Genomic DNA, 17,834 nt, shown 5'->3' with positions numbered 1-17,834 from the left:
TGGGGTCGTCGGCGCCGGCGGCGGTGTTACGGCAGCAGTTGAATTCGATGAAGCCTTGCCGTCGGGCCTCTGGGTTGCATGAAAGACGGCAAGAGCCGCAGTGCATAGCGCGATGGCGCCGATGAGTGCGACCGAAAGCCATTTCTTGGCCGATCTTGCGCTTGCCGGCGTGGCGGTCACCTGCGGCTTCCCAAAAGTATGGCCATCGTCCCACGTCACCACAAGGTAGGCGTGAACCGGCTCCGGAATATTCTTCACTTTCCGTGCGCCGATGTCGACAAATCGCGCGGACAGCTTGTTGGTCACCTGTTCGTACACCGCGCGTGAAATACAGATGCCGCCAGCTTCGGCCAGTCCTTCCAGGCGTGCGGCGATATTGACGCCATCGCCGAGCAGATCGCCCTCGCGCTCAACCACGTCTCCGATGCCAATGCCGACGCGGTAGCTCATCTGCCGGCTGTCCGGATAAGCGAGGTTCCGCGTGCGCAAGCTTTCCTGGATATCGATGGCGCAGCGTACCGCTTCGACGGCACTGGGGAATTCGGCAAGAAATGCATCGCCCGCGGCATTGAAGATGCGGCCGCCAGCTATCGCAATGAGATCGTCGGTGGTGGATCGATAGGACGCCATTCGCCGCAGCGTCTCTTCTTCGTCATCGGCGACCAACCTGCCGTAGTCGGCGATGTGGGCTACCAGAATTGCGGCGATCTTGCGCCTCATGAGGTGGTATCCCGCTCAAAACGGTCGCAACCGATTGCTCCCAGGCTAGGACAACCGGGACGATCACAATCCGGTCGGCGTCAAGGGAAGCCTATCCGCCGTCTATCCAAGCCGCAATACCCAAACTTCCCACAACGTTAAGATCCGCCCGGCGGTTCGGGCCTGGCAGCGATGGGGCGGCGATCAGTATTAGCAGCCATCCATGGCTGGTCGTTGGCCGGCCCTCCCATTCTGCGCTACCACTCCTCCGGACAGGAGTGACGCCGATGCCGCTATGGACCTGCGAACAATGTGGCGCCCAGTTTCCCGAAACCGCTGAGCCGCCGGCCGCGTGCCCAGTCTGTGAGGACGATCGGCAGTATGTAAACTGGAAGGGCCAGACGTGGATCACCCGCGAGAAATTGGCGAAACGTTACAAGCTCGTCTGGCGTGACGATCTCGGCATTCCCGGCATCAGCATGCAGCCGGGTTTCGCGATCGGGCAGCGCGCGCTGCTGGTGCGTGAGGCCGATGGCTGCCTGATGTGGGATTGCGTGCCGCTGGCTACAGGGGAAGCCATCGAATACGTCCGTTCGCTCGGTGGCCTGAAGGCGATTGCCGTTTCGCATCCGCATTACTATGGCGCGGTCGCCGACTGGAGCGAGGCGTTCGGCGGCGTGCCGATTTATCTGCATGGCGACGATCGCGCCTTCGTCACGCGGCCGCATTCCGCCATCGTGCCATGGACCGGCGACAGCCATCGGATTTCGGACGACATCCTGCTGGTGCGGACCGGTGGACATTTTGCAGGCGGCACGATCCTGCACTGGCGCGCGGGCGCGCAAGGGAAGGGCGCGCTGCTAACCGGCGATGTCGCGATGGTGGCGATGGACCGCCGCTCTCTCAGCTTCATGTACAGCTATCCGAACTACATTCCGCTCAACGCCACAGCGGTACGCCGGATCGCGCGAGCGGTCGAGCCGCTGGCGTTCGATCGCATCTATGGTGCGTGGTGGGGCCGCAACATCGAAGGCAACGCCAAGGCTGTGTTCGAAATGTCCGTCCAGCGGTATGTCGCAGCGATCTCCGGCTGAAAACGGCCGGTCAATCCCATCCTTATGGCTTCTCCTCCGGTCCTGTTGTTGGCAGTATCGATGCCAAACAAGAAACGGGGGGAAGCACGATGTCATCGCAGCCTTTGCTTCTGCTGGGAGCGCCCGGTTCGCCCTATACGCGCAAGATGTTGGCGGCGCTGCGCTATCGCCGTATTCCCTATCGTCTTCTGGTCGGTTCGCACCGCACGCCGACCGATCTGCCCAAGCCAAAACCGCAACTGCTTCCGACGTTCTATTTCACCAAGGCCGATGGTTCGGTCGAAGCCGTCGTCGATTCGACGCCGCTGCTGCGCCGCTTCGAGCGCGACTATCCGGATCGCAAGCTCGTCCCGTCAGACCCGGCGATCGCCTTCCTCGACTATCTGCTCGAGGATTTTGCCGACGAATGGCTCACCAAGGCGATGTTTCACTATCGCTGGCATTTTCCTCAAGATGCGGATCAGGCCGGGGAAATATTGCCGCGCTGGTCAGTGAAGCCGATGACCGAAGCTGTGCTTGCGCCGATGAAGGCCTTCATCAAGGACCGGCAGATCTCGCGTCTCTACGTGGTCGGCTCGAACGACATCACCGCGCCCGTCATCGAGGCGAGCTTTCGCCGCTATCTCGGCGCCATGAAACGCCATTTGGAATATCAGCCGTTCCTCATGGGCGCGCGGCCGGGCACGTCGGACTTCGCGGCCTATGGCCAGTTGACCCAACTGGCGCGTTTCGATCCGACGCCGACCGCGATCACGCTCAACGAAGCGCCGCGCCTGTTTGCCTGGACCGAAGTGCTGGAAGATCTCTCCGGCGTCGAACCCACTGAGGCCGACTGGATATCGCGCGACGCCATTCCAGCGACGCTGAAGGACCTGTTTGTCGAAATGGGCCGGGTCTATGTCCCGGTGATGCTGGCAAATGCCAAGGCGGTGATGCAGGGCGCGAAAACGGTCGAGACCGAAGTGGACGGCCTGCCATGGGTACAGGAGCCGTTCCCGTATCAGGCCAAATGTATCAAGTGGATCGGCGAGGAATACGCCAAGCTCGACGGCGCCGCGCGGCAGGCGGTGTCGTCGATCATCGCGGGAACGGGATGCGAGCGGTTGCTGTCTCCCGCGGCGTGATTTTGGCGCGGCTGGCTAGCGGTTGCCGGCTCCGACCGCGGCCACGCCTCGCGGCATCGGCGCTGCCCGCTGCGCCGGTTGCAGCGGGGCAGATCCGCTCTTGGGCTCGCTGAGCCAGCCGGTGAGGCGCGACATCAGGCCTGCCTGTTCCACAGTCCGCGCCTCCTGCACGAACGGGTCGGTGTAGCATCGGGCGCCCGCGGCCTTTGCGATCCGCGCCACGGCATCGGTCATCGCCGGCGCGCCCGCGGTATAGACCACGTCATCAGGCGTGAGCTTCGGCAAATGATCGGTCGGCCGGCCGCTTTGAATGGCGTGCGAGATTTTCTGCGGCTCCGACACCATCGGAATCAGCGTGACATTGGGAAACAGCGCCAGCCGGCACAGCGCCGCGTGCATGTAGAGCGAGCGGATGCTGCGGGCCTGTACAATGAAGACCATTTCACGCTGCGGCTGCTCCATGATCGCGGCGACCGCGACCGACCACATCGGAGCAAAGCCGGTGCCGCTGGCGACGAGAACGATGCGCCCAGTGTGGTCTTTCCTGAAGAAGGCGCGGCCGTACGGTCCGGTCAGCTTGACGCGGTGCCCGGGGCGTATGTCGTGCCCGAGTGCCGAAGACACCAGCCCGTCCGTGACCTTCCGGATGTGAAAGTGCAGCAGGTGATTGTGGGGAGCGCCTTCCAACGGAAAGGTCGGGCTATAGGACCTTACCGGGAATCCCTGAAACTGCAGCTTGCAATACTGACCGGGAAGATAGTCGAGCGGCTTCGGCAGCTCGATGTCGACGCCCACCACGTCGGGGGCGAGCTGAACGGTCTGCGCCACTTCCGCCGACAGCGCCACCGGTTCGGGCGCGGCCTCGATCGCAATCTCGAGATCGGAAACGATCCGGGCCTGGCAGGCATGAATCATGTCGTCGCCCGGGCTATGGCCGCCGAACACCTGGCCGTCGACCTTCCGCACGCGGCAGGCGCCGCAGATTCCGGAGCGGCAATCGTGCGGAAGATCGACGCCGTTCATCAACGCCCAATCAAGCAGAAGCTCGCCGCGATTTGCCAGAAACGGCTCGTTGTTGATCGTGACCTTGCAAATCTTTGACATTTATTCCACCTCGATACGAATTGGACGGACGTGCCGCGTATGTCTGATCTGGCTATGGTCGAATGCGGCGACCCGCATGAAGACGCCGGTTTTGATCGGCACGTCGAATTGGCTTGTGGTGTCGAGCCGGCGCTTGACCTCAAGAGCCCAATGGCCCGAAGCCCAGCGGGCTGTGGCTCTGATGTCGGCGCGGTCGCCTGAAAATTCGCCGTTCAGAATGACGCCCGGGATCACCGTCCCGATCGGGATGCGGGCGTCGATGGCGGTCGAATAGGGCACCGAATCCTGCTCGGTCATGAACCAGCGTGCGCCGTCGCTTTCGCCATGATTGGGATCGAGGTCGATGTCTCCCATCGCGGCGGTCGTGTCGGCAACGGCTTTGGGCAGGCGCAGCGGGGCGATCAGGCGGCTGCGACGCGGACCGCCTGACGTGTCGGCCTCGACGGTGAAATTGTCGCGGTAGTTTGCCGCTCCCGGATCCGGCGCGAAGCCGCCTTTGTACGGAACGACATTCGCCGCCTGCATCGGCGTCGGATTCAGCGGAGGCCCGAAATGGGCATCGTCCATCCATCCGCCCGCGCCGCTCGTCGCTTTCCACTGCCAGACATCGGCATAGCCGACATCCGTGTAATGCAGTCCGCGGCCGCTCATGGTGGCCGGCGCGCCGGCGACCGGCTGCGGCCCTGGATGAAAGGTCCGGCCGCCGGCCAGCGTGACATCCGAGGTGGTCAGCAGCACCGAAAACTTGTCCTCGTTGTATTGATGCTCGTCGCCGAGTTGAAAGCCGGAATGAAGCAGGTGCCATCCGTCGGCTTCCTTGACGAGCGGCAGGTGTTTTAGCGAACGCGTCGAATCCTGCCAGGTGAAAAGGAAATACGCATAGGTGCCGTCGTGCACGGCGCGGATCTCGATCCTGGCCTCGCCCTTGCCGTCGAAATTTCCGCCTTCTCCGGTAAGTAGCGAGAACGGCTTGACGCCGCGCCAGGCGCGATCGGAGGTGTCGCCGTCGAGGCTCGGCGCGTCGGCGGGATTGATGCGGCGGATGTGCACGCTATCCACCGCCAGCCGATCGGTCGCCACGAGCAGCGAAGCGCCGGTGATCGCAGCGGCGACCGCGACGACGAAGGCATTGGCCTGCAGCGTTGGGTTTCGCGGTCGTGCTGCTTGCGGCGCCGGCTCGCTTTGATCGCGGCGCGCCTCGGCGCGCGGCTGCAGCGGATGAGATGAGACCTCGGGCGAATCAGCCTTTTCGGAATCCGGCAGGCGCGCCGACTGTTCGGCCAGCATCCCCAAGAGCTCGACGGCATCGAGCCGCGGCGGCGGCGCGGGCAGGGGAGCGGGACGAAAAATGCGGAGCAGTTGCGCAGCGCCGCCGCTCTTGAGTTGGGTCAAGACATGCAGGACGACAAAGGCGAGGATCACCCAGGTCCCCACCCAGTGCAGCATCGCCACGTCATAGCCGGAGTAGAAACCGAAATAGAGCGCGCCGCCGCTGATCAGCAGTCCGGACATCGTGACGAAGAAAATCCAGTACATCAGGGCGATCACGGCGCTCAACCTGGCCTGTCCGCGGCCGAACAAGCCGCGAAGCCGGACCTTGTCGAGCTGGACACGGCGTCCGAGGCCGGAGCGGACCATGTAGACGATGTAGCCGATCGCCACGGCGACCAGGACGACGGCTGCCTGCATGTGGGCGATCCATACGCTGTCGCGCGGCAGTACGGCGTCGAACCAGTTGAGCCAGGTCCGGTCGGGCGTTTCGGTAGCAATACGCAGACCGGTAACGAGCGCAACGGCGAAGGCTGCCACGAACGTCCAGTGTAGAATAATGGTCCCATAGTCCGTCTTACGCTGCCTCACGCATACGCCCCGCTACTTCACTTCCGAAGCAGCAACCCGCGTCGATTCAACCGCTGATGTCGCTGCCCTATTGATGGTGGTCTCTTGTTGGCGAGACCCTCGTTTGGATCGTCCTTTGACATGCAGGCCGACGAACAATGCCCTTATGCGCCCGCCGCGTGAGCCGGATAGGCGAACGCGTTCTCCTGATGTATCGGCCTCCAGCGTCCCCGGAACGATCGGGAGCGCTGGAGGCCGCGCCGCGCCGCTATCCCCACATGTGATATAAATGCGCCAAGTCGGGCGCTGGCGAATGGTCGTGGTCGACGACCGGCGCGGCGACGTCGGCGGTAGCCAACGTCACCGGCTCGACGCTGATAGCGGGAGCCGCAGCCTTTTGTACGGCCGGCGCCGTCGTCGTCTCTGTGATGGCCGGCGTCTCCGCGACCGATGTCCCCAGCACCTCGGCGACCGTGACACCGTCCGTGTTGAAGGTGCCTCCGGTCACGGGGACATTGTGGCCGCCGAGATCGGCAGCGTTGCCATGCATCTGATCCGCCGCCGCCGTGACCAGCGCGGCGTTTCCGGTCTGCAATCCCTTGATCATCGCGGCAATCTCGCCGCCGAGCGTGCCGCCCGCGGCAGCGTCGAATTCGGTGACGCTCTTCTCGAACGCCTTGAGATCGCCGATCAGCGCGGCGATGGCTTCGGCGTCCTGGCTGCCCACGAGCTCGATCGCCTGCTTTCCAAGCGAATTGGACTGCGCAATGAAATCGGCGACGAACACGGTCTGCACGTCGTTGTCGAGAAATTTCGGAGCGGGCGGGGTGGCATCCGCAAGCGGCGAGAAGCCGCTGACGCCGCCCTGCGTCGCCATATCGGCCAGGTTGGCGTCGCCCTGAACGATATCGATGATGTCGAGGATGTTGTCGGCGCTGGCCTGTGCCGCAGCGGGGCTTATCGTGGGGTCATTGATATAAGCGAGTTCGAGCTGCAGCTGCTGTACGATCGCGTCGGCATGGACGCCGGTCAGCCCCTCGAACAATTCCGGGCTGGCGGCCATCAGCGCCTGCATGTCGGCTATCACCGCGTTGATGTCATCGGTGATCTCGGTTCGGTTGGCATCATTGACCCCGCCGAGGATCTGACTGGCCACGTTGTCGAACATCTCGCCGATCTCCGCGAGATTGTGGGGCGCGGCGGCCGCCGGAGGCTCGGTCGGCGCCGGATTTGCCAGCACAGGATCGGTATTGACGGCGTTGATGATGCTGAGCTGGCTGGCGCGAAGCGTCTGTGCTGCTGCGGCGGCGTTACCGGGCGAGCCTGCGGCGCCCACCGCGGCGTTGGCCGCCGAAATGGCGCTGGTGATGTCGGACAGGACCGCCTGGACATGGCCGAGCGCGGCGCCGGAAAACTGCCCTGTATTGAGCTCGGCCAGCAGATTGTTCTGCACCGTTGTGAGATTGTTGGTGTGGAGTGCAACGTTGCTAACTCCCTGTCCGCCGTCGTCGATGGCGCTTTGCCGCGGGGCATCCATCGGCTGCCGAGCCATGCCATTGAAGGTGGCGCTGAGGTCCGAGAAACTCGAACCGACAGGTCGAGCCATGGTTGGGTTGGCCGGCGCCGTTTCTTCGGGCAGCGTCGGGGACGGAGAAGTCGGAGCGACTGGCGGACTGGTGACGTCATCGATCGGGAGATCGAGATCAACGTCGGGTTGATGTCCTTCGAAGCGAGCCATTGTTCGTCCCCAGTCGTCCAGTCGAATTCATGACGTATGGGCGCAGGCACCCGCCAGGAGCGGGATGTGCGCACGGTGAAGGATCGTTGAGCTTCGTGGCGTCATTCGGCCGAGACGGCGACCAATGAGCGCCGAAGCAAGGTTATAGACGGACGAATCCATGACGCGCGCCGCGCCGAAAAACGGCGAAGCAGGCGCGCGCGAGACGGGGATAAAGCAACGCTTTCCGCGCCCTTTGCGACAGTTCGAGGCCTCGGCCCTTCCGCGCCGGAATCGTGCGAGCCCGCGTGCGCGCCTGAAGAGCGCGAAGAAGCCTTTGCCATCGTTCTACCCAAGCACGAACTCGAACTATCGGTGTTCGTCGCATTCTCGCCGAAAAATGGTCCGCATCACGCGTCAAGGAGACGGGCAGGGAGACCTAGCGGTTGCGCGGGTCGAAGGGCAGTTCAATGAGTATCGCTCAGGGTCAGGCACAGGACCGAGTGCGGGCAGCGCCGACGCCCCGCGCCGTTTCCGGTCTGTTGTCGAAGCTGGCCGGAGACGATCCCGTCAACAGCGCGCTGCGCGCCAGCGCGCGCCGCATGATCGGCGTCGCCGTGTTCAGCGGCGTCATCAACATTCTGATGCTGTCGGGCTCACTCTATATGCTGCAGGTCTACGATCGGGTGATTCCGAGCCGTAACCTCGCGACCCTGTTCGGCCTGTCGTTGATGGTGCTATTCGCCTATCTGGTGCAGGGATATTTCGACGCGATGCGGTCGCGGATGCTGAGCCGGATCGCAACGCTGTTCGATGCCGGCCTGCAGGGCTCGATCCACTCGGCGCTCGCCACTCTGCCGCTGCGCGGGGTGAAGCCGGTTCTGATGCAGCAGCCGCTGCGGGATCTCGATCAGGTGCGCACCTTCATGTCGGGCATGGGACCGACCGCGTTCCTGGACATGCCGTGGATCCCGGTATTCCTGATCGGGCTGTTTCTGTTTCACCCGCTGATCGGCTTCACGGCGCTGCTTGGCACCGCAGCCATCATTGCCATGACATTGGTGACCGAGCGGATTTCGCGCGGGGCGACCAAGGCGGCGATGGACATGAACGCGCAGCGGCAGGTGCTGGCGGATGCGACCCAGCGCAACGCAGAAATCATCCGCGCGCTCGGTATGACAGATCGTTTGACGGCACGCTGGTCGCAAGCCAATGAGCGCTATTTGCAGGAAAACATTCGCTCCACCGACGTCTATGCCAATCTTGGCGCGGCCGCGAAGGTGCTGCGCTACGTTCTGCAATCGGGAATGCTGGGCATCGGCGCCTATCTCGTCATCGCCGACAAGGCATCGGGCGGCGTCATGATCGCATCCTCGATCCTGATGGGGCGCGCACTCGCGCCCGTCGAACTCGCGCTCGGCACCTGGAAGCAACTGGCCGCCGCCCGCCAGGGGCTCACGCGCCTGCGCGACATCTGCAAGGCGACCGCGCCGCCGCCGGCGCCGCCGGTCATGCTGCCGCGTCCCTGCCGCGAACTGTCCGTGCAGAATCTCGCAGTGGCAGCGCCCGGCTTCGACATGCCGATCGTGTCCGGTGTCACGTTTTCGCTCAAGGCCGGTGCGGGGCTGGCGCTGCTCGGGGCGAGTGCGTCGGGCAAGACCTCGCTTTCCAAGGCGCTGGTCGGCATCTGGCCGGCGCATCGCGGCGCCGTGCGGCTCGACGGCGCCTCCCTCGATCAATGGCGCAACGAGGATCTCGGCCGGCACATCGGTTATCTGCCGCAGGATGTCGGCCTGTTCGACGGCACCGTGGCGGAGAACATCTGCCGGTTCGACGAGAACGCCAGCTCGGATTCCATCCTCAAGGCCGCGCAGATCGCCGGCGTCCACGACATCATCCTGCGCCTGCCGGAAGGTTATGCGACGCGAATCGGGGCCGGCGGCATCTCGCTGTCGGCAGGCCAGAAGCAGCGGGTCGGCCTGGCGCGGGCGGTGTTCGGCGATCCCTTCCTGATCGTTCTCGACGAGCCCAACGCCAATCTCGATGCCGACGGCGAGAACGCCCTGACCCGCGCCATCGCCATCATGCGCCAGAACAAATCCATCGTCGTCGTCATCTCGCATCGCCCGAGCGCGCTCTCCGCGCTGGATATGACGATGGTGCTTTATGAGGGCAAGGCGATCGCGTTCGGCCCGCGCGAAGAGGTGTTCGCGCGTGTCCGCAACGCCAATGCCAAGGGAGCGCCGGGATCGCCGCCGGCTCCGCCACAGGCAAAGGCCGAACCGCGCGCATCACTTGCCGAAAGTGTTCCATCATGAAGGGTTTTGATCACGTGCATAGCGATGAAAGAGTCGCGCGACGCCGCTTCGGTGGAACTGATGAAGACGTCGCGGCGCCGCAGGGGCAGGCGCTGATCCTCGAACTGCAGCGACTGCGGCAGGCTTTCGAGCAGGACAATGCGCAGGAACAGCGGCCGCCGCTTCGCCGTTCGCCGCAGGACGACCATCCGGCCGGGCGGCGTCCGCGCCCGGCCCGGCCGAAGCGGAAGAAGAAAGGCAAGATGGGCCGGGTGCTCGAGTGGCTCGGCCCGTTCGGATCCCAGTCCGATGACGTAGACATCGAGCCTCCGCCGCCACGCCGCAGCCGTGCCACGCGTGAGCCGCAGTTCACGCCGCCACCGGCGAGCGGCGCCCGCGGCCCGGCGGGCAAGTCGTGGCCGAATGAACGGCATGCGCGCAGTCCGATCATTGCACCCGACGACCCGTCGTTGATGAACATGCCGAGGTCGAGACCGGAGCTTCTGCAGATCGACGACAGGCGCGAGCCGCCGCGCATCGAGGCGCCCCAATTGGCGCCGCCGAGCCCGGCAGGCCCGGTGCCGCGCGAGCGGTCCGTGACGAACGTCGTCCGCAACGGCCTGACCGCAGGCGTTGCATTCCTTGCCAATCGCGATGCAGCGGTGGATACGCCGGGCGCGTCGGGCGAGAGCATCGTGCAGCGGGCGGGACGCGCCTTCGAGCGCGAGCTGCGCACCGGCTTGCGGACGCTGCTCGTCGTCGGTGGACTGGCCGGCGGCTGGATGGCGCTGGTGCCGCTGTCGGGCGCCGTGGTGGTGCCGGGCAATCTGGTGGTGCAATCCAACGTCAAGGCCATCCAGCATCCGACCGGCGGTGTGGTCGCGCAGATCGCGGTCAATAACGGCATGCGGGTCAACTCCGGTGATCTGCTGCTGCGGCTGGACTCGACGCAGGCGCAGGCCAGCCTTCAGGTGGTGAGCAAACAGCTCGACGAAATGCGGGCGAAGATCTCGCGGCTGGTCGCGGAGCGCGACGGTTTGCCCCGGCCGGCGATACCGGCCGAAATGTCGGCCCGGCTGGACGACGGCAATGTCAAGACGCTGCTCGCCTCCGAAGCCTCGCTGTTCAGGGCGCGGGTAACCGCGCGCGAGAGCCAGAAGGAGCTGTTGCAGAGCAAGGTGTCGCAGCTTGGCGAGGAGATCATTGGCCTCGAAGCGCAGGTCGCGTCCAAGGCCAAGCAACTGGAACTAATCACCGGCGAACTCACGGGAGTGCAGGAGCTCTTCGACAAGCGTCTCGTGCCGATTGCGCGGCTCACGGCCTTGCAGCGTGAGAACGCCAGAATCGAAGGCGAGCGCGGCCAGTTGATCTCAACCATCGCCGAGACCAAAACCAAGGTCGACGAGGCGAAGCTGCAGATGGTCAGGCTCGACCAGGACGTGCGGACGGAAGTCGTCAAGGAGCTCGGCGAGGCGCAGGGCAAGGAGGCCGAACTTAGCGAGCGGAGCATCGCTGCGCGCGACGTGCTCAACCGCATCGAGATGCGCGCACCGACGTCGGGGGTGATCCACCAGCTCAACGCACATACGATCGGCGGCGTCATTCGCGCCGGTGACACCATCATGGAAGTGGTGCCGGATTCCGACGATCTGCAGATCGAGGCGCGGCTGCAGCCGAACGACATCGATCAGGTGCGCAAAGGTCAGCAGGCCTTTGTCCGCTTCTCCGCCTTCAACCAGCGGGTTACGCCGCAGTTGATGGGGCAGGTGTCCTATGTCTCGCCTGACACCACCCGCGACCAGCAGAGCGGTGCATCCTATTTCACGGTCCGGATCATGCTGCCGGAAGAGGAGCGGCGGCTGCTCGCCGGGCTGCAGCTCGTCTCGGGCATGCCCGCGGAAGTGTTCATGCAGACCGGCAGCCGGACCATGCTGAGCTACCTGTTCAAGCCGATCGTGGATCAGTTCCAGCGCGCGTTTGTCGAGCGGTGAGGGGGCAGGATAGGCTTTAGGCGCGTCGGCTCAAATCTTGCCACCGCAGATGGTATCGCTATATCAGGGCTTTCCTTTGACCTTGTTCCCAGCGAGCCCCGTATGACGACCACCACTGCCCCCGAATCCCAGCCGTTCCAGGCCGAGGTTGCCGAACTTCTGAACCTGATGGTGCACTCGGTCTATTCGGAGACCGACATCTTTCTGCGCGAGCTGATTTCGAACGCGTCGGATGCCTGTGACAAGCTGCGCTATGAGGCGATATCGGCGCCCGAGCTGATCGCCGACGGCGCGCCGCCCGAAATCCGCATCAGGCCGGACAAGAAGGCCCATACGCTTTCCGTCGTCGACAACGGTATCGGCATGGACCGGCAGGAACTGATCGATAATCTCGGCACCATTGCGCGCTCCGGCACAAAATCCTTTCTCTCCCGCCTGACCGAGGCCAAGGACGGCACCAATCTGATCGGCCAGTTCGGCGTCGGCTTCTATGCCGCCTTCATGGTCGCCGAGCGCATCGTCGTCACCAGCCGCCGCGCCGGTTCCGACCAGGTCTTCATCTGGTCGTCCAGTGGCGGCAGCGGATTTGAAATCGCGCAAGGCAGCGACGAGGATGCCGGGCGCGTCTCGCGTGGCACCGAGATCGTCCTGCATTTGAAGCAAGACGCATCAAAATATCTCGAGAGTTTCGAGATCGAGCGCATCGTCCGCGCCTGGTCCGACAACATCCAGTTTCCGATTCTGCTGGTGCCGGAGGAGGGCGAGCCGCGCCAGATCAATTCGGCCAGCGCGTTGTGGCAGCGGCCGAAGTCGGAGCTTTCGCCGGAGGACTACAAGCAGGCCTATCAGCAGGTCGCAGGTGCGTTCGACGAGCCCGCGATGACGCTGCATTATCGCGCCGAAGGGCGGCAGTCCTATGCGGTGATGCTGTTCGCGCCGTCGACAAAGCCGTTCGATCTGTTCGACCAGGCGCGCAAGGGCAAGATCAAGCTGTATGTCCGCCGCGTCTTCATCGCCGACGACGCCGATATCCTGCCGGCCTATTTGCGCTTCGTTCGCGGCGTGATCGACAGCGAGGACCTGCCGCTCAACATCTCCAGAGAGATGCTGCAGAATAATCCGCAGCTCGCGCAGATTCGTAAAGCCGTCACCAGCCGCGTGATATCGGAGCTGGAGAGCCTCGGCGACAAGGAGCCGGAAGCGTTCGCAAAAATCTGGGACGCGTTCGGCCCCGTGATCAAGGAAGGCATCTGGGAGGATTTTGAGCGCCGCGAGAAGTTGCTGGGCCTGTCGCGCTTCACGACCACGAAGGGCGAGAACCGTTCGCTGAAGCAATATGTCGAGGACCTCAAGCCGAACCAGACCGATATCTTCTATCTGACCGGCGACAGCGTCGAGCGGCTGAAGGCCAATCCGAAACTGGAGTCCGCCACCGCCCGCGGCATCGAGGTGCTGCTGCTGACCGATCCGGTCGATGCGTTCTGGACCTCCGCATCGCTCGATTTCGGCGGCAAGCCACTGAAATCCCTGAGCCAGGGCGATATCGATTTCGCCCTGATCCCGCTCTTGGATGACAAGGCCGAGGACAAGAAGGACGAAGCCGGCGCGGATGAGGCCACGACGATCGCGCTGATCAAGGATGCGCTCGGCGAGCGCGTCTCCGACGTGCGCGCCTCGCAGCGGCTGACCTCGAGCGCGTCATGCCTGGTCGCCGGCGGCGGCGCGCACGACCGCATGCTCGAACGGTTGCTGGCGATGCAGAACAAGGCGCCCACGACCAAGCCGATCCTCGAGATCAACCTGCGCCATCCACTGGTCGCGGCGATTGCCGGCGACAAGGATGCCGCGAAGGACCTGTCGTTCCTGTTGCTGGAACAGGCGCAGATCCTCGACGGCGAGTTGCCGGAGGACCCGGCCGCCTTTGCCAACCGGCTCAATCAACTGGTGCTGCGGGGGATCGCCAAGGGGTAGGACGATCTGCCGCGCCAACCGATTTCAGGATCGGCCGTATCTGCTAGGAAGTTGGACCTCCAACCCGGATCGCCATGACGACGTCTGACGGCACCGACATTTTCTATGGCTCGATCCCGGTCTTTCGCGGCTTCGGCAGCCTGATGGACCCGGCGATGTATGCGCCATTGCCGGACGACTGGACGGTCGGCGTCGCCGACATCGTGGAATCGACCAAGGCGATCGCCAACCAGCGCTACAAGGCGGTCAACATGGCCGGCGCCGCGGTCATTGCGGCCGTCACCAATGCGCTCGACGGCCGCGAATTTCCGTTCGTGTTCGGCGGCGATGGCGCCAGCTTTGCGGTGGCGCCCGCCGACTTCGCGCGCGCCCGCGAGGCGCTGGCGGCGACCGCGGCATGGGTCAGCCAGGATCTCGATCTGGTGATGCGGGTGGCACTGGTGCCGGTGAAGGACATCCGCGCGCAGGGCCTTGATATCAAGGTCGCCCGCTTCGGCCCATCGGCCAATCTGTCCTATGCGATGTTTTCCGGCGGCGGCTTGGGCTGGGCCGATGCCGCGATGAAGCGTGGCGAATTTGCCGTGCCGGCGGCGGAGCCGGGCACGCAGCCCGATCTAAGTGGATTGTCGTGCCGGTTCGAGGAAATTCCCTCCTCGCGTGGGCTCATTCTTTCCGTGCTGGTGGTGCCCACCAAGGGCGCCGATCCGCATCGCTTCCGCAAGGTGATCGAGGACATCATCCGCCTGGTCGAACGGTCGCCGGATGCCGGGCGGCCGGTGCCGCCGGGCGGGCCGCCGCTGCGCTGGCCGCCGGCCGGCGTGGAATATGAAGCGCGCGCCGCACGGGGCGGGCCGCTGTTGAAGCGGCGCACCGTGGTGCTGGCGGTGACGCTGTGGGCCTATGTCGTGATGCGCTTCGGCATCAAGGTCGGTAATTTCGTGCCGAAGAACTACGTGCAGCAGGTGGTGGAGAATTCCGACTTCCGCAAATATGACGACGGCTTGCGGATGATCCTCGACTGCACCGTGGAATTGGAGCGCGAGCTTGCGGCGCTTCTGGCCAGCGCAGCGTCGGAGCGGATCGTGCGCTATGGCCTGCACCGGCAGGATGCCGCGATGATGACCTGCTTTACGCCTTCGGTAATGCGCAGCGATCACGTCCACTTCATCGACGGCGCCCGCGGCGGCTATGCCTCGGCCGCGACCGCGCTGAAGGCGATGGCGGCGTAGGTGGAATTCGCGGCTCGTTATGGGTACTCTCTCTGCCGCTCGAATATGCGGCGGCACCCCCACCCCAGCCCTCCCCCGCAAGCGGGAGAGGGAGTCTAGTAGCCGTTGCTTGGAAAGAGTGTCTGCCGCCGCAGAGAAAGTGCATTCCCTCTCCCGCTCTTGCGGGGGAGGGTTAGGGTGGGGGCTCGCGCCGCATCGGCAGTATCAGCGAGTAACTTAAAGCCGCCTCAGCGTCCCACCCGCGTCCAGTTCTCGCCGCCGCAGATTGCGCCGACGCAGCCTTCGACGCGCAGCGTGTCCGGACCCGCCACCGCGACGCTGCTCGCATAGGTGCCGCCGTCGTCGGCGTTGTAGATCTGGCCCGACCATTTGTTGGCCGCGGTGGGCTGCATGCCGCTGAACAGCGGCAGCCCAATCATCGGCCGCTTTTTCAGCGCCGGATTCGGATTCTTGTCATCGACCTGCTGCTTGCCGGTGGCGGGATCGACCGGCTCCTTCAACCCGACGATCGTGCCGCAGATGCCGCCACCACATTTGCTGACCTTCACCCGCGCGTCGCCGGCCTGGGTCTGCCAGACGCCGGTAGGATCGCCGGCGCCTTGCGCGAAGGCCGATGGTGCGGTCAGCAACGCTGCTGAGATCGCGATGATGTAAGCCGTTCTGCAAGCCATGAATGATTCCTTTGAAAAGCAGGCCTGCATAGCAACAAATCAGATTTGTGCAACGTCGGATTGAGCACAACTTTTCGTGGAGTGCTCACTTCCCCCAGCGCGTGAGACGAACCGAAAGTGCGGTCGTGAGGCCGAACACCACCATAGCGCCGCCGACCAGCGCAAACAGCGTCCAGGCGGGCGCACCCGACGAGGCCAGCCACCAGCCGCCGACCGCGACCAGCACCAGACGCAGCGTCCCGGCCAGCACCGGCCCGCCGACCCTGGCGGCGCCTTGTGAGGAGAAGTAGAGGCACACGCCGAGGCCGAAAAAGCCGAATCCCGGGCCGGCCCAGCCGAAATAGGAACTGGCTGCCGCGGTCACGCCGGGATCGCTGGTGAACAGCGAAACCCACAGCATCGGCTTGACCGCGACGATCAGGCCGACGAATCCAACGGTGAGGCCGGCTGCGGCGGCTGCCGTCCATGCCACCCTTCGTGCGCGCGCCACAAGCCCTGCGCCCATCGCCATGCCGATCATCGGGACCGAGGCGACGCCGAACGCAAAGGTGATCGGGATCAGCAAAAACTCCAGCCGCGACCCCATGCCATAGCCGGCCAGCGTCTCGGTGCCGAAGCCGGCGAGAATCTTGGTGAAGATCAGGATGGTCAGCACGCTCTGCAGCGGCGACAGGCACGCGATCGCGCCGACCTTGAGAATGTCGACGAACATGTCGCGCTGGAAGGTGAAGGACCTGACACGCAGGGTCAGCCGGCTGCGGCCGCTGAGGAGATACCACGCCAGAAAGACGGCGCCGAGCGTGAAGGCCGCGAGCTGGCCGGCGGCGACGCCGCGCATGCCGAATTGCGGCAGGCCGAACAGCCCAAGGCCCAGCGCGCCGCCGACCGCGACCTGGACGAAGGCGATGCCGATCAGCGTGACCGACGGAACGCGCATGTCGCCGGTGCCGCGTACCACGGAGGCCAGCGTGTTGACCAGCCAGATCGCGATCGCGCCGGAAAACAGCACGTGCGAATACTGCATGGCCTGTTCGAGCACGCCGCCGTGTCCGCCGAGCAGCGAATAAAAGTCGCGGCCGAACGCCAGCATCGTCACCGTGAAGAACAGCCCGGCGCAGGCGCCGATCATCGCCGCATGGAGCGCCAGCGTCGCCGCGCGGTCGCGATCGCCCGCGCCGAGCGCGCGGCTGATGGCGGAGGTAACGCCGCCGCCCATCGCGCCCGCCGACATCATCTGCGTCAGCATCGCGAAGGGAAACACCAGCGCGATGCCGGCCAGCGGCTCAGTGCCGAGCCGGCCGATATAGGAAGTTTCGGCGACCGCCACCAGTGTCGTGCCGGCCATCGCGATCGCAGTGGGAAGCGCGAGCTTCAACAGCGTCGGCAGGATCGGCGAGGTGAGAAGCGCATTGGCCGGCGCGGGCGGAACGGCGGCGACGGGTCGCATGTCGAGGGAGGCGTCAATGGTCATGCGTCACCGCTCATCCAAATCCAATAGATTACGGATGACATACTATCCGGCTGATGTGGCGCAAGCCACCCTGCGCCGCTGCAGGGGTCACCATGGCAGGCCGCATAGGTCGATTATTCCATCGCGCGGCTTGCGCGTGAAATCGAACACGTATGGCGCCATCGCTTCGAAGCGAATTCTTCCCTCCGGCTGCTCGGCATAGACCCCGCCCTTGAACGCATGCCAGCCACGCGCTTCATAGAACGCTTCATTGTGCGGCTCGCAGAACAGCAGCGCGAACCGCACCGCTTCGTGATCGCGCAGCGTCCTGATCGCGGCGTTCAGCGCCAGCGAGGCATAGCCGCGCCCGCGGCAATCCGGCCGGGTCGAAACGCCGCCGATGCCCCCGATCTGAACCTTGCGCCCGTCCCAGGTCGCGGTACGGAAGTAAACGCCGACATGGCAGGCGAGCCCCGGCTGGGCGTCTTCCGGCGCGTCGATCAGCACGCGCAGGTCGGCATGGGCCCATTTGACGTGCCCCCAGGACAATTTTTCGATGACTTCGCGCGGCCATACCGCCTGCATCAGCGGCTCAGCCCGCTTCCACGAGGAATCCCCGTTCAGGACGTCGATTTCGATGCTCATTTC

General features: G+C 64.6%; 12 protein-coding genes and 1 pseudogene. 6 read left to right on the top strand and 7 right to left on the bottom strand.

Going from position 1 to position 17,834, the window contains the following annotated elements:
- Positions 1–218: 218 nt before the first annotated feature.
- Positions 219–720, bottom strand: a pseudogene (locus ACH79_RS04400) (adenylate/guanylate cyclase domain-containing protein); the annotation flags it as partial.
- A gap of 266 nt (positions 721–986) precedes the next feature.
- On the opposite strand from ACH79_RS04400, the gene ACH79_RS04395 reads away from it, so the two are divergent.
- Together ACH79_RS04395 and ACH79_RS04390 are read left to right on the top strand one after the other, a co-directional pair.
- The gene (locus ACH79_RS04395) at positions 987–1,793 is read left to right on the top strand and encodes an MBL fold metallo-hydrolase (protein WP_161849933.1); all 807 of its coding nucleotides are present in this window, start codon (positions 987–989) and stop codon (positions 1,791–1,793) included.
- An 89-nt stretch (positions 1,794–1,882) separates the two neighbouring features.
- Positions 1,883–2,917, top strand: coding sequence for a glutathione S-transferase family protein (locus ACH79_RS04390; protein WP_161849932.1), 1,035 nt, complete (start codon positions 1,883–1,885; stop codon positions 2,915–2,917).
- A gap of 15 nt (positions 2,918–2,932) precedes the next feature.
- On the opposite strand, the gene ACH79_RS04385 is transcribed toward ACH79_RS04390, so the two are convergent.
- From ACH79_RS04385 to ACH79_RS04375, 3 genes are all read right to left on the bottom strand, one after another.
- Entirely contained in the window at positions 2,933–4,021 is a 1,089-nt protein-coding gene (locus tag ACH79_RS04385) for a 2Fe-2S iron-sulfur cluster-binding protein (RefSeq protein ID WP_161849931.1), read from the bottom strand.
- Complete coding sequence (locus ACH79_RS04380) at positions 4,022–5,881, bottom strand: ethylbenzene dehydrogenase-related protein (protein WP_161849930.1); 1,860 nt, start codon at positions 5,879–5,881, stop codon at positions 4,022–4,024.
- A gap of 247 nt (positions 5,882–6,128) precedes the next feature.
- Positions 6,129–7,598, bottom strand: a complete 1,470-nt coding sequence (locus tag ACH79_RS04375; RefSeq protein ID WP_161849929.1) for a hypothetical protein — start codon at positions 7,596–7,598, stop codon at positions 6,129–6,131.
- Positions 7,599–8,179: 581 nt separating this feature from the next.
- Between ACH79_RS04375 and ACH79_RS04370 the strand changes: the two genes are divergently transcribed.
- From ACH79_RS04370 to ACH79_RS04355, 4 genes are all read left to right on the top strand, one after another.
- Positions 8,180–9,895: a type I secretion system permease/ATPase gene (locus tag ACH79_RS04370; RefSeq protein ID WP_161856203.1), complete on the top strand. Its 1,716-nt coding sequence runs from the start codon at positions 8,180–8,182 to the stop codon at positions 9,893–9,895.
- On the top strand, positions 9,892–11,865 hold the full coding sequence (locus ACH79_RS04365) for an HlyD family type I secretion periplasmic adaptor subunit (RefSeq protein ID WP_161849928.1): 1,974 nt from the start codon (positions 9,892–9,894) through the stop codon (positions 11,863–11,865). The genes ACH79_RS04370 and ACH79_RS04365 overlap by 4 nt, the downstream gene beginning before the upstream one ends.
- 102 nt (positions 11,866–11,967) lie before the next feature.
- Positions 11,968–13,836: a molecular chaperone HtpG gene (gene htpG / locus ACH79_RS04360; protein WP_161849927.1), complete on the top strand. Its 1,869-nt coding sequence runs from the start codon at positions 11,968–11,970 to the stop codon at positions 13,834–13,836.
- A gap of 74 nt (positions 13,837–13,910) precedes the next feature.
- Positions 13,911–15,065: a DUF3095 domain-containing protein gene (locus ACH79_RS04355; RefSeq protein ID WP_161849926.1), complete on the top strand. Its 1,155-nt coding sequence runs from the start codon at positions 13,911–13,913 to the stop codon at positions 15,063–15,065.
- Between the two features lie 227 nt (positions 15,066–15,292).
- Here the strand turns inward: ACH79_RS04355 and ACH79_RS04350 are convergent, their stop codons facing one another.
- The 3 genes from ACH79_RS04350 to ACH79_RS04340 form a co-directional block, all read right to left on the bottom strand.
- Positions 15,293–15,736 (bottom strand): DUF2147 domain-containing protein, encoded by a 444-nt coding sequence (locus ACH79_RS04350; RefSeq protein WP_161849925.1) that lies wholly within the window; start codon positions 15,734–15,736, stop codon positions 15,293–15,295.
- 85 nt (positions 15,737–15,821) lie between these two features.
- Entirely contained in the window at positions 15,822–17,207 is a 1,386-nt protein-coding gene (locus ACH79_RS04345) for an MATE family efflux transporter (protein ID WP_161849924.1), read from the bottom strand.
- An 87-nt stretch (positions 17,208–17,294) separates the two neighbouring features.
- Complete coding sequence (locus ACH79_RS04340) at positions 17,295–17,831, bottom strand: GNAT family N-acetyltransferase (RefSeq protein ID WP_161849923.1); 537 nt, start codon at positions 17,829–17,831, stop codon at positions 17,295–17,297.
- Positions 17,832–17,834 lie beyond the last annotated feature (3 nt).

The sequence above is a fragment of the Bradyrhizobium sp. CCBAU 051011 genome (assembly GCF_009930815.1).
Taxonomy (GTDB): Bacteria; Pseudomonadota; Alphaproteobacteria; order Rhizobiales; family Xanthobacteraceae; genus Bradyrhizobium.
Note: the sequence above shows the minus strand (reverse complement) of the source record. Positions and strands in the feature narration are given on the sequence as shown.

What these genes read in the sequence shown, in the direction of transcription:
- ACH79_RS04395 (WP_161849933.1), top strand. Translation starts at nt 987, where the DNA reads ATGCCGCTATGGACCTGCGAACAATGTGGCGCCCAGTTTCCCGAAACC.
- ACH79_RS04390 (WP_161849932.1), top strand. Translation starts at nt 1,883, where the DNA reads ATGTCATCGCAGCCTTTGCTTCTGCTGGGAGCGCCCGGTTCGCCCTAT.
- ACH79_RS04385 (WP_161849931.1), bottom strand. Translation starts at nt 4,021, where the DNA reads ATGTCAAAGATTTGCAAGGTCACGATCAACAACGAGCCGTTTCTGGCA.
- ACH79_RS04375 (WP_161849929.1), bottom strand. Translation starts at nt 7,598, where the DNA reads ATGGCTCGCTTCGAAGGACATCAACCCGACGTTGATCTCGATCTCCCG.
- ACH79_RS04370 (WP_161856203.1), top strand. Translation starts at nt 8,180, where the DNA reads ATGATCGGCGTCGCCGTGTTCAGCGGCGTCATCAACATTCTGATGCTG.
- ACH79_RS04365 (WP_161849928.1), top strand. Translation starts at nt 9,892, where the DNA reads ATGAAGGGTTTTGATCACGTGCATAGCGATGAAAGAGTCGCGCGACGC.
- htpG (WP_161849927.1), top strand. Translation starts at nt 11,968, where the DNA reads ATGACGACCACCACTGCCCCCGAATCCCAGCCGTTCCAGGCCGAGGTT.
- ACH79_RS04355 (WP_161849926.1), top strand. Translation starts at nt 13,911, where the DNA reads ATGACGACGTCTGACGGCACCGACATTTTCTATGGCTCGATCCCGGTC.
- ACH79_RS04350 (WP_161849925.1), bottom strand. Translation starts at nt 15,736, where the DNA reads ATGGCTTGCAGAACGGCTTACATCATCGCGATCTCAGCAGCGTTGCTG.
- ACH79_RS04345 (WP_161849924.1), bottom strand. Translation starts at nt 17,207, where the DNA reads ATGACCATTGACGCCTCCCTCGACATGCGACCCGTCGCCGCCGTTCCG.
- ACH79_RS04340 (WP_161849923.1), bottom strand. Translation starts at nt 17,831, where the DNA reads ATGAGCATCGAAATCGACGTCCTGAACGGGGATTCCTCGTGGAAGCGG.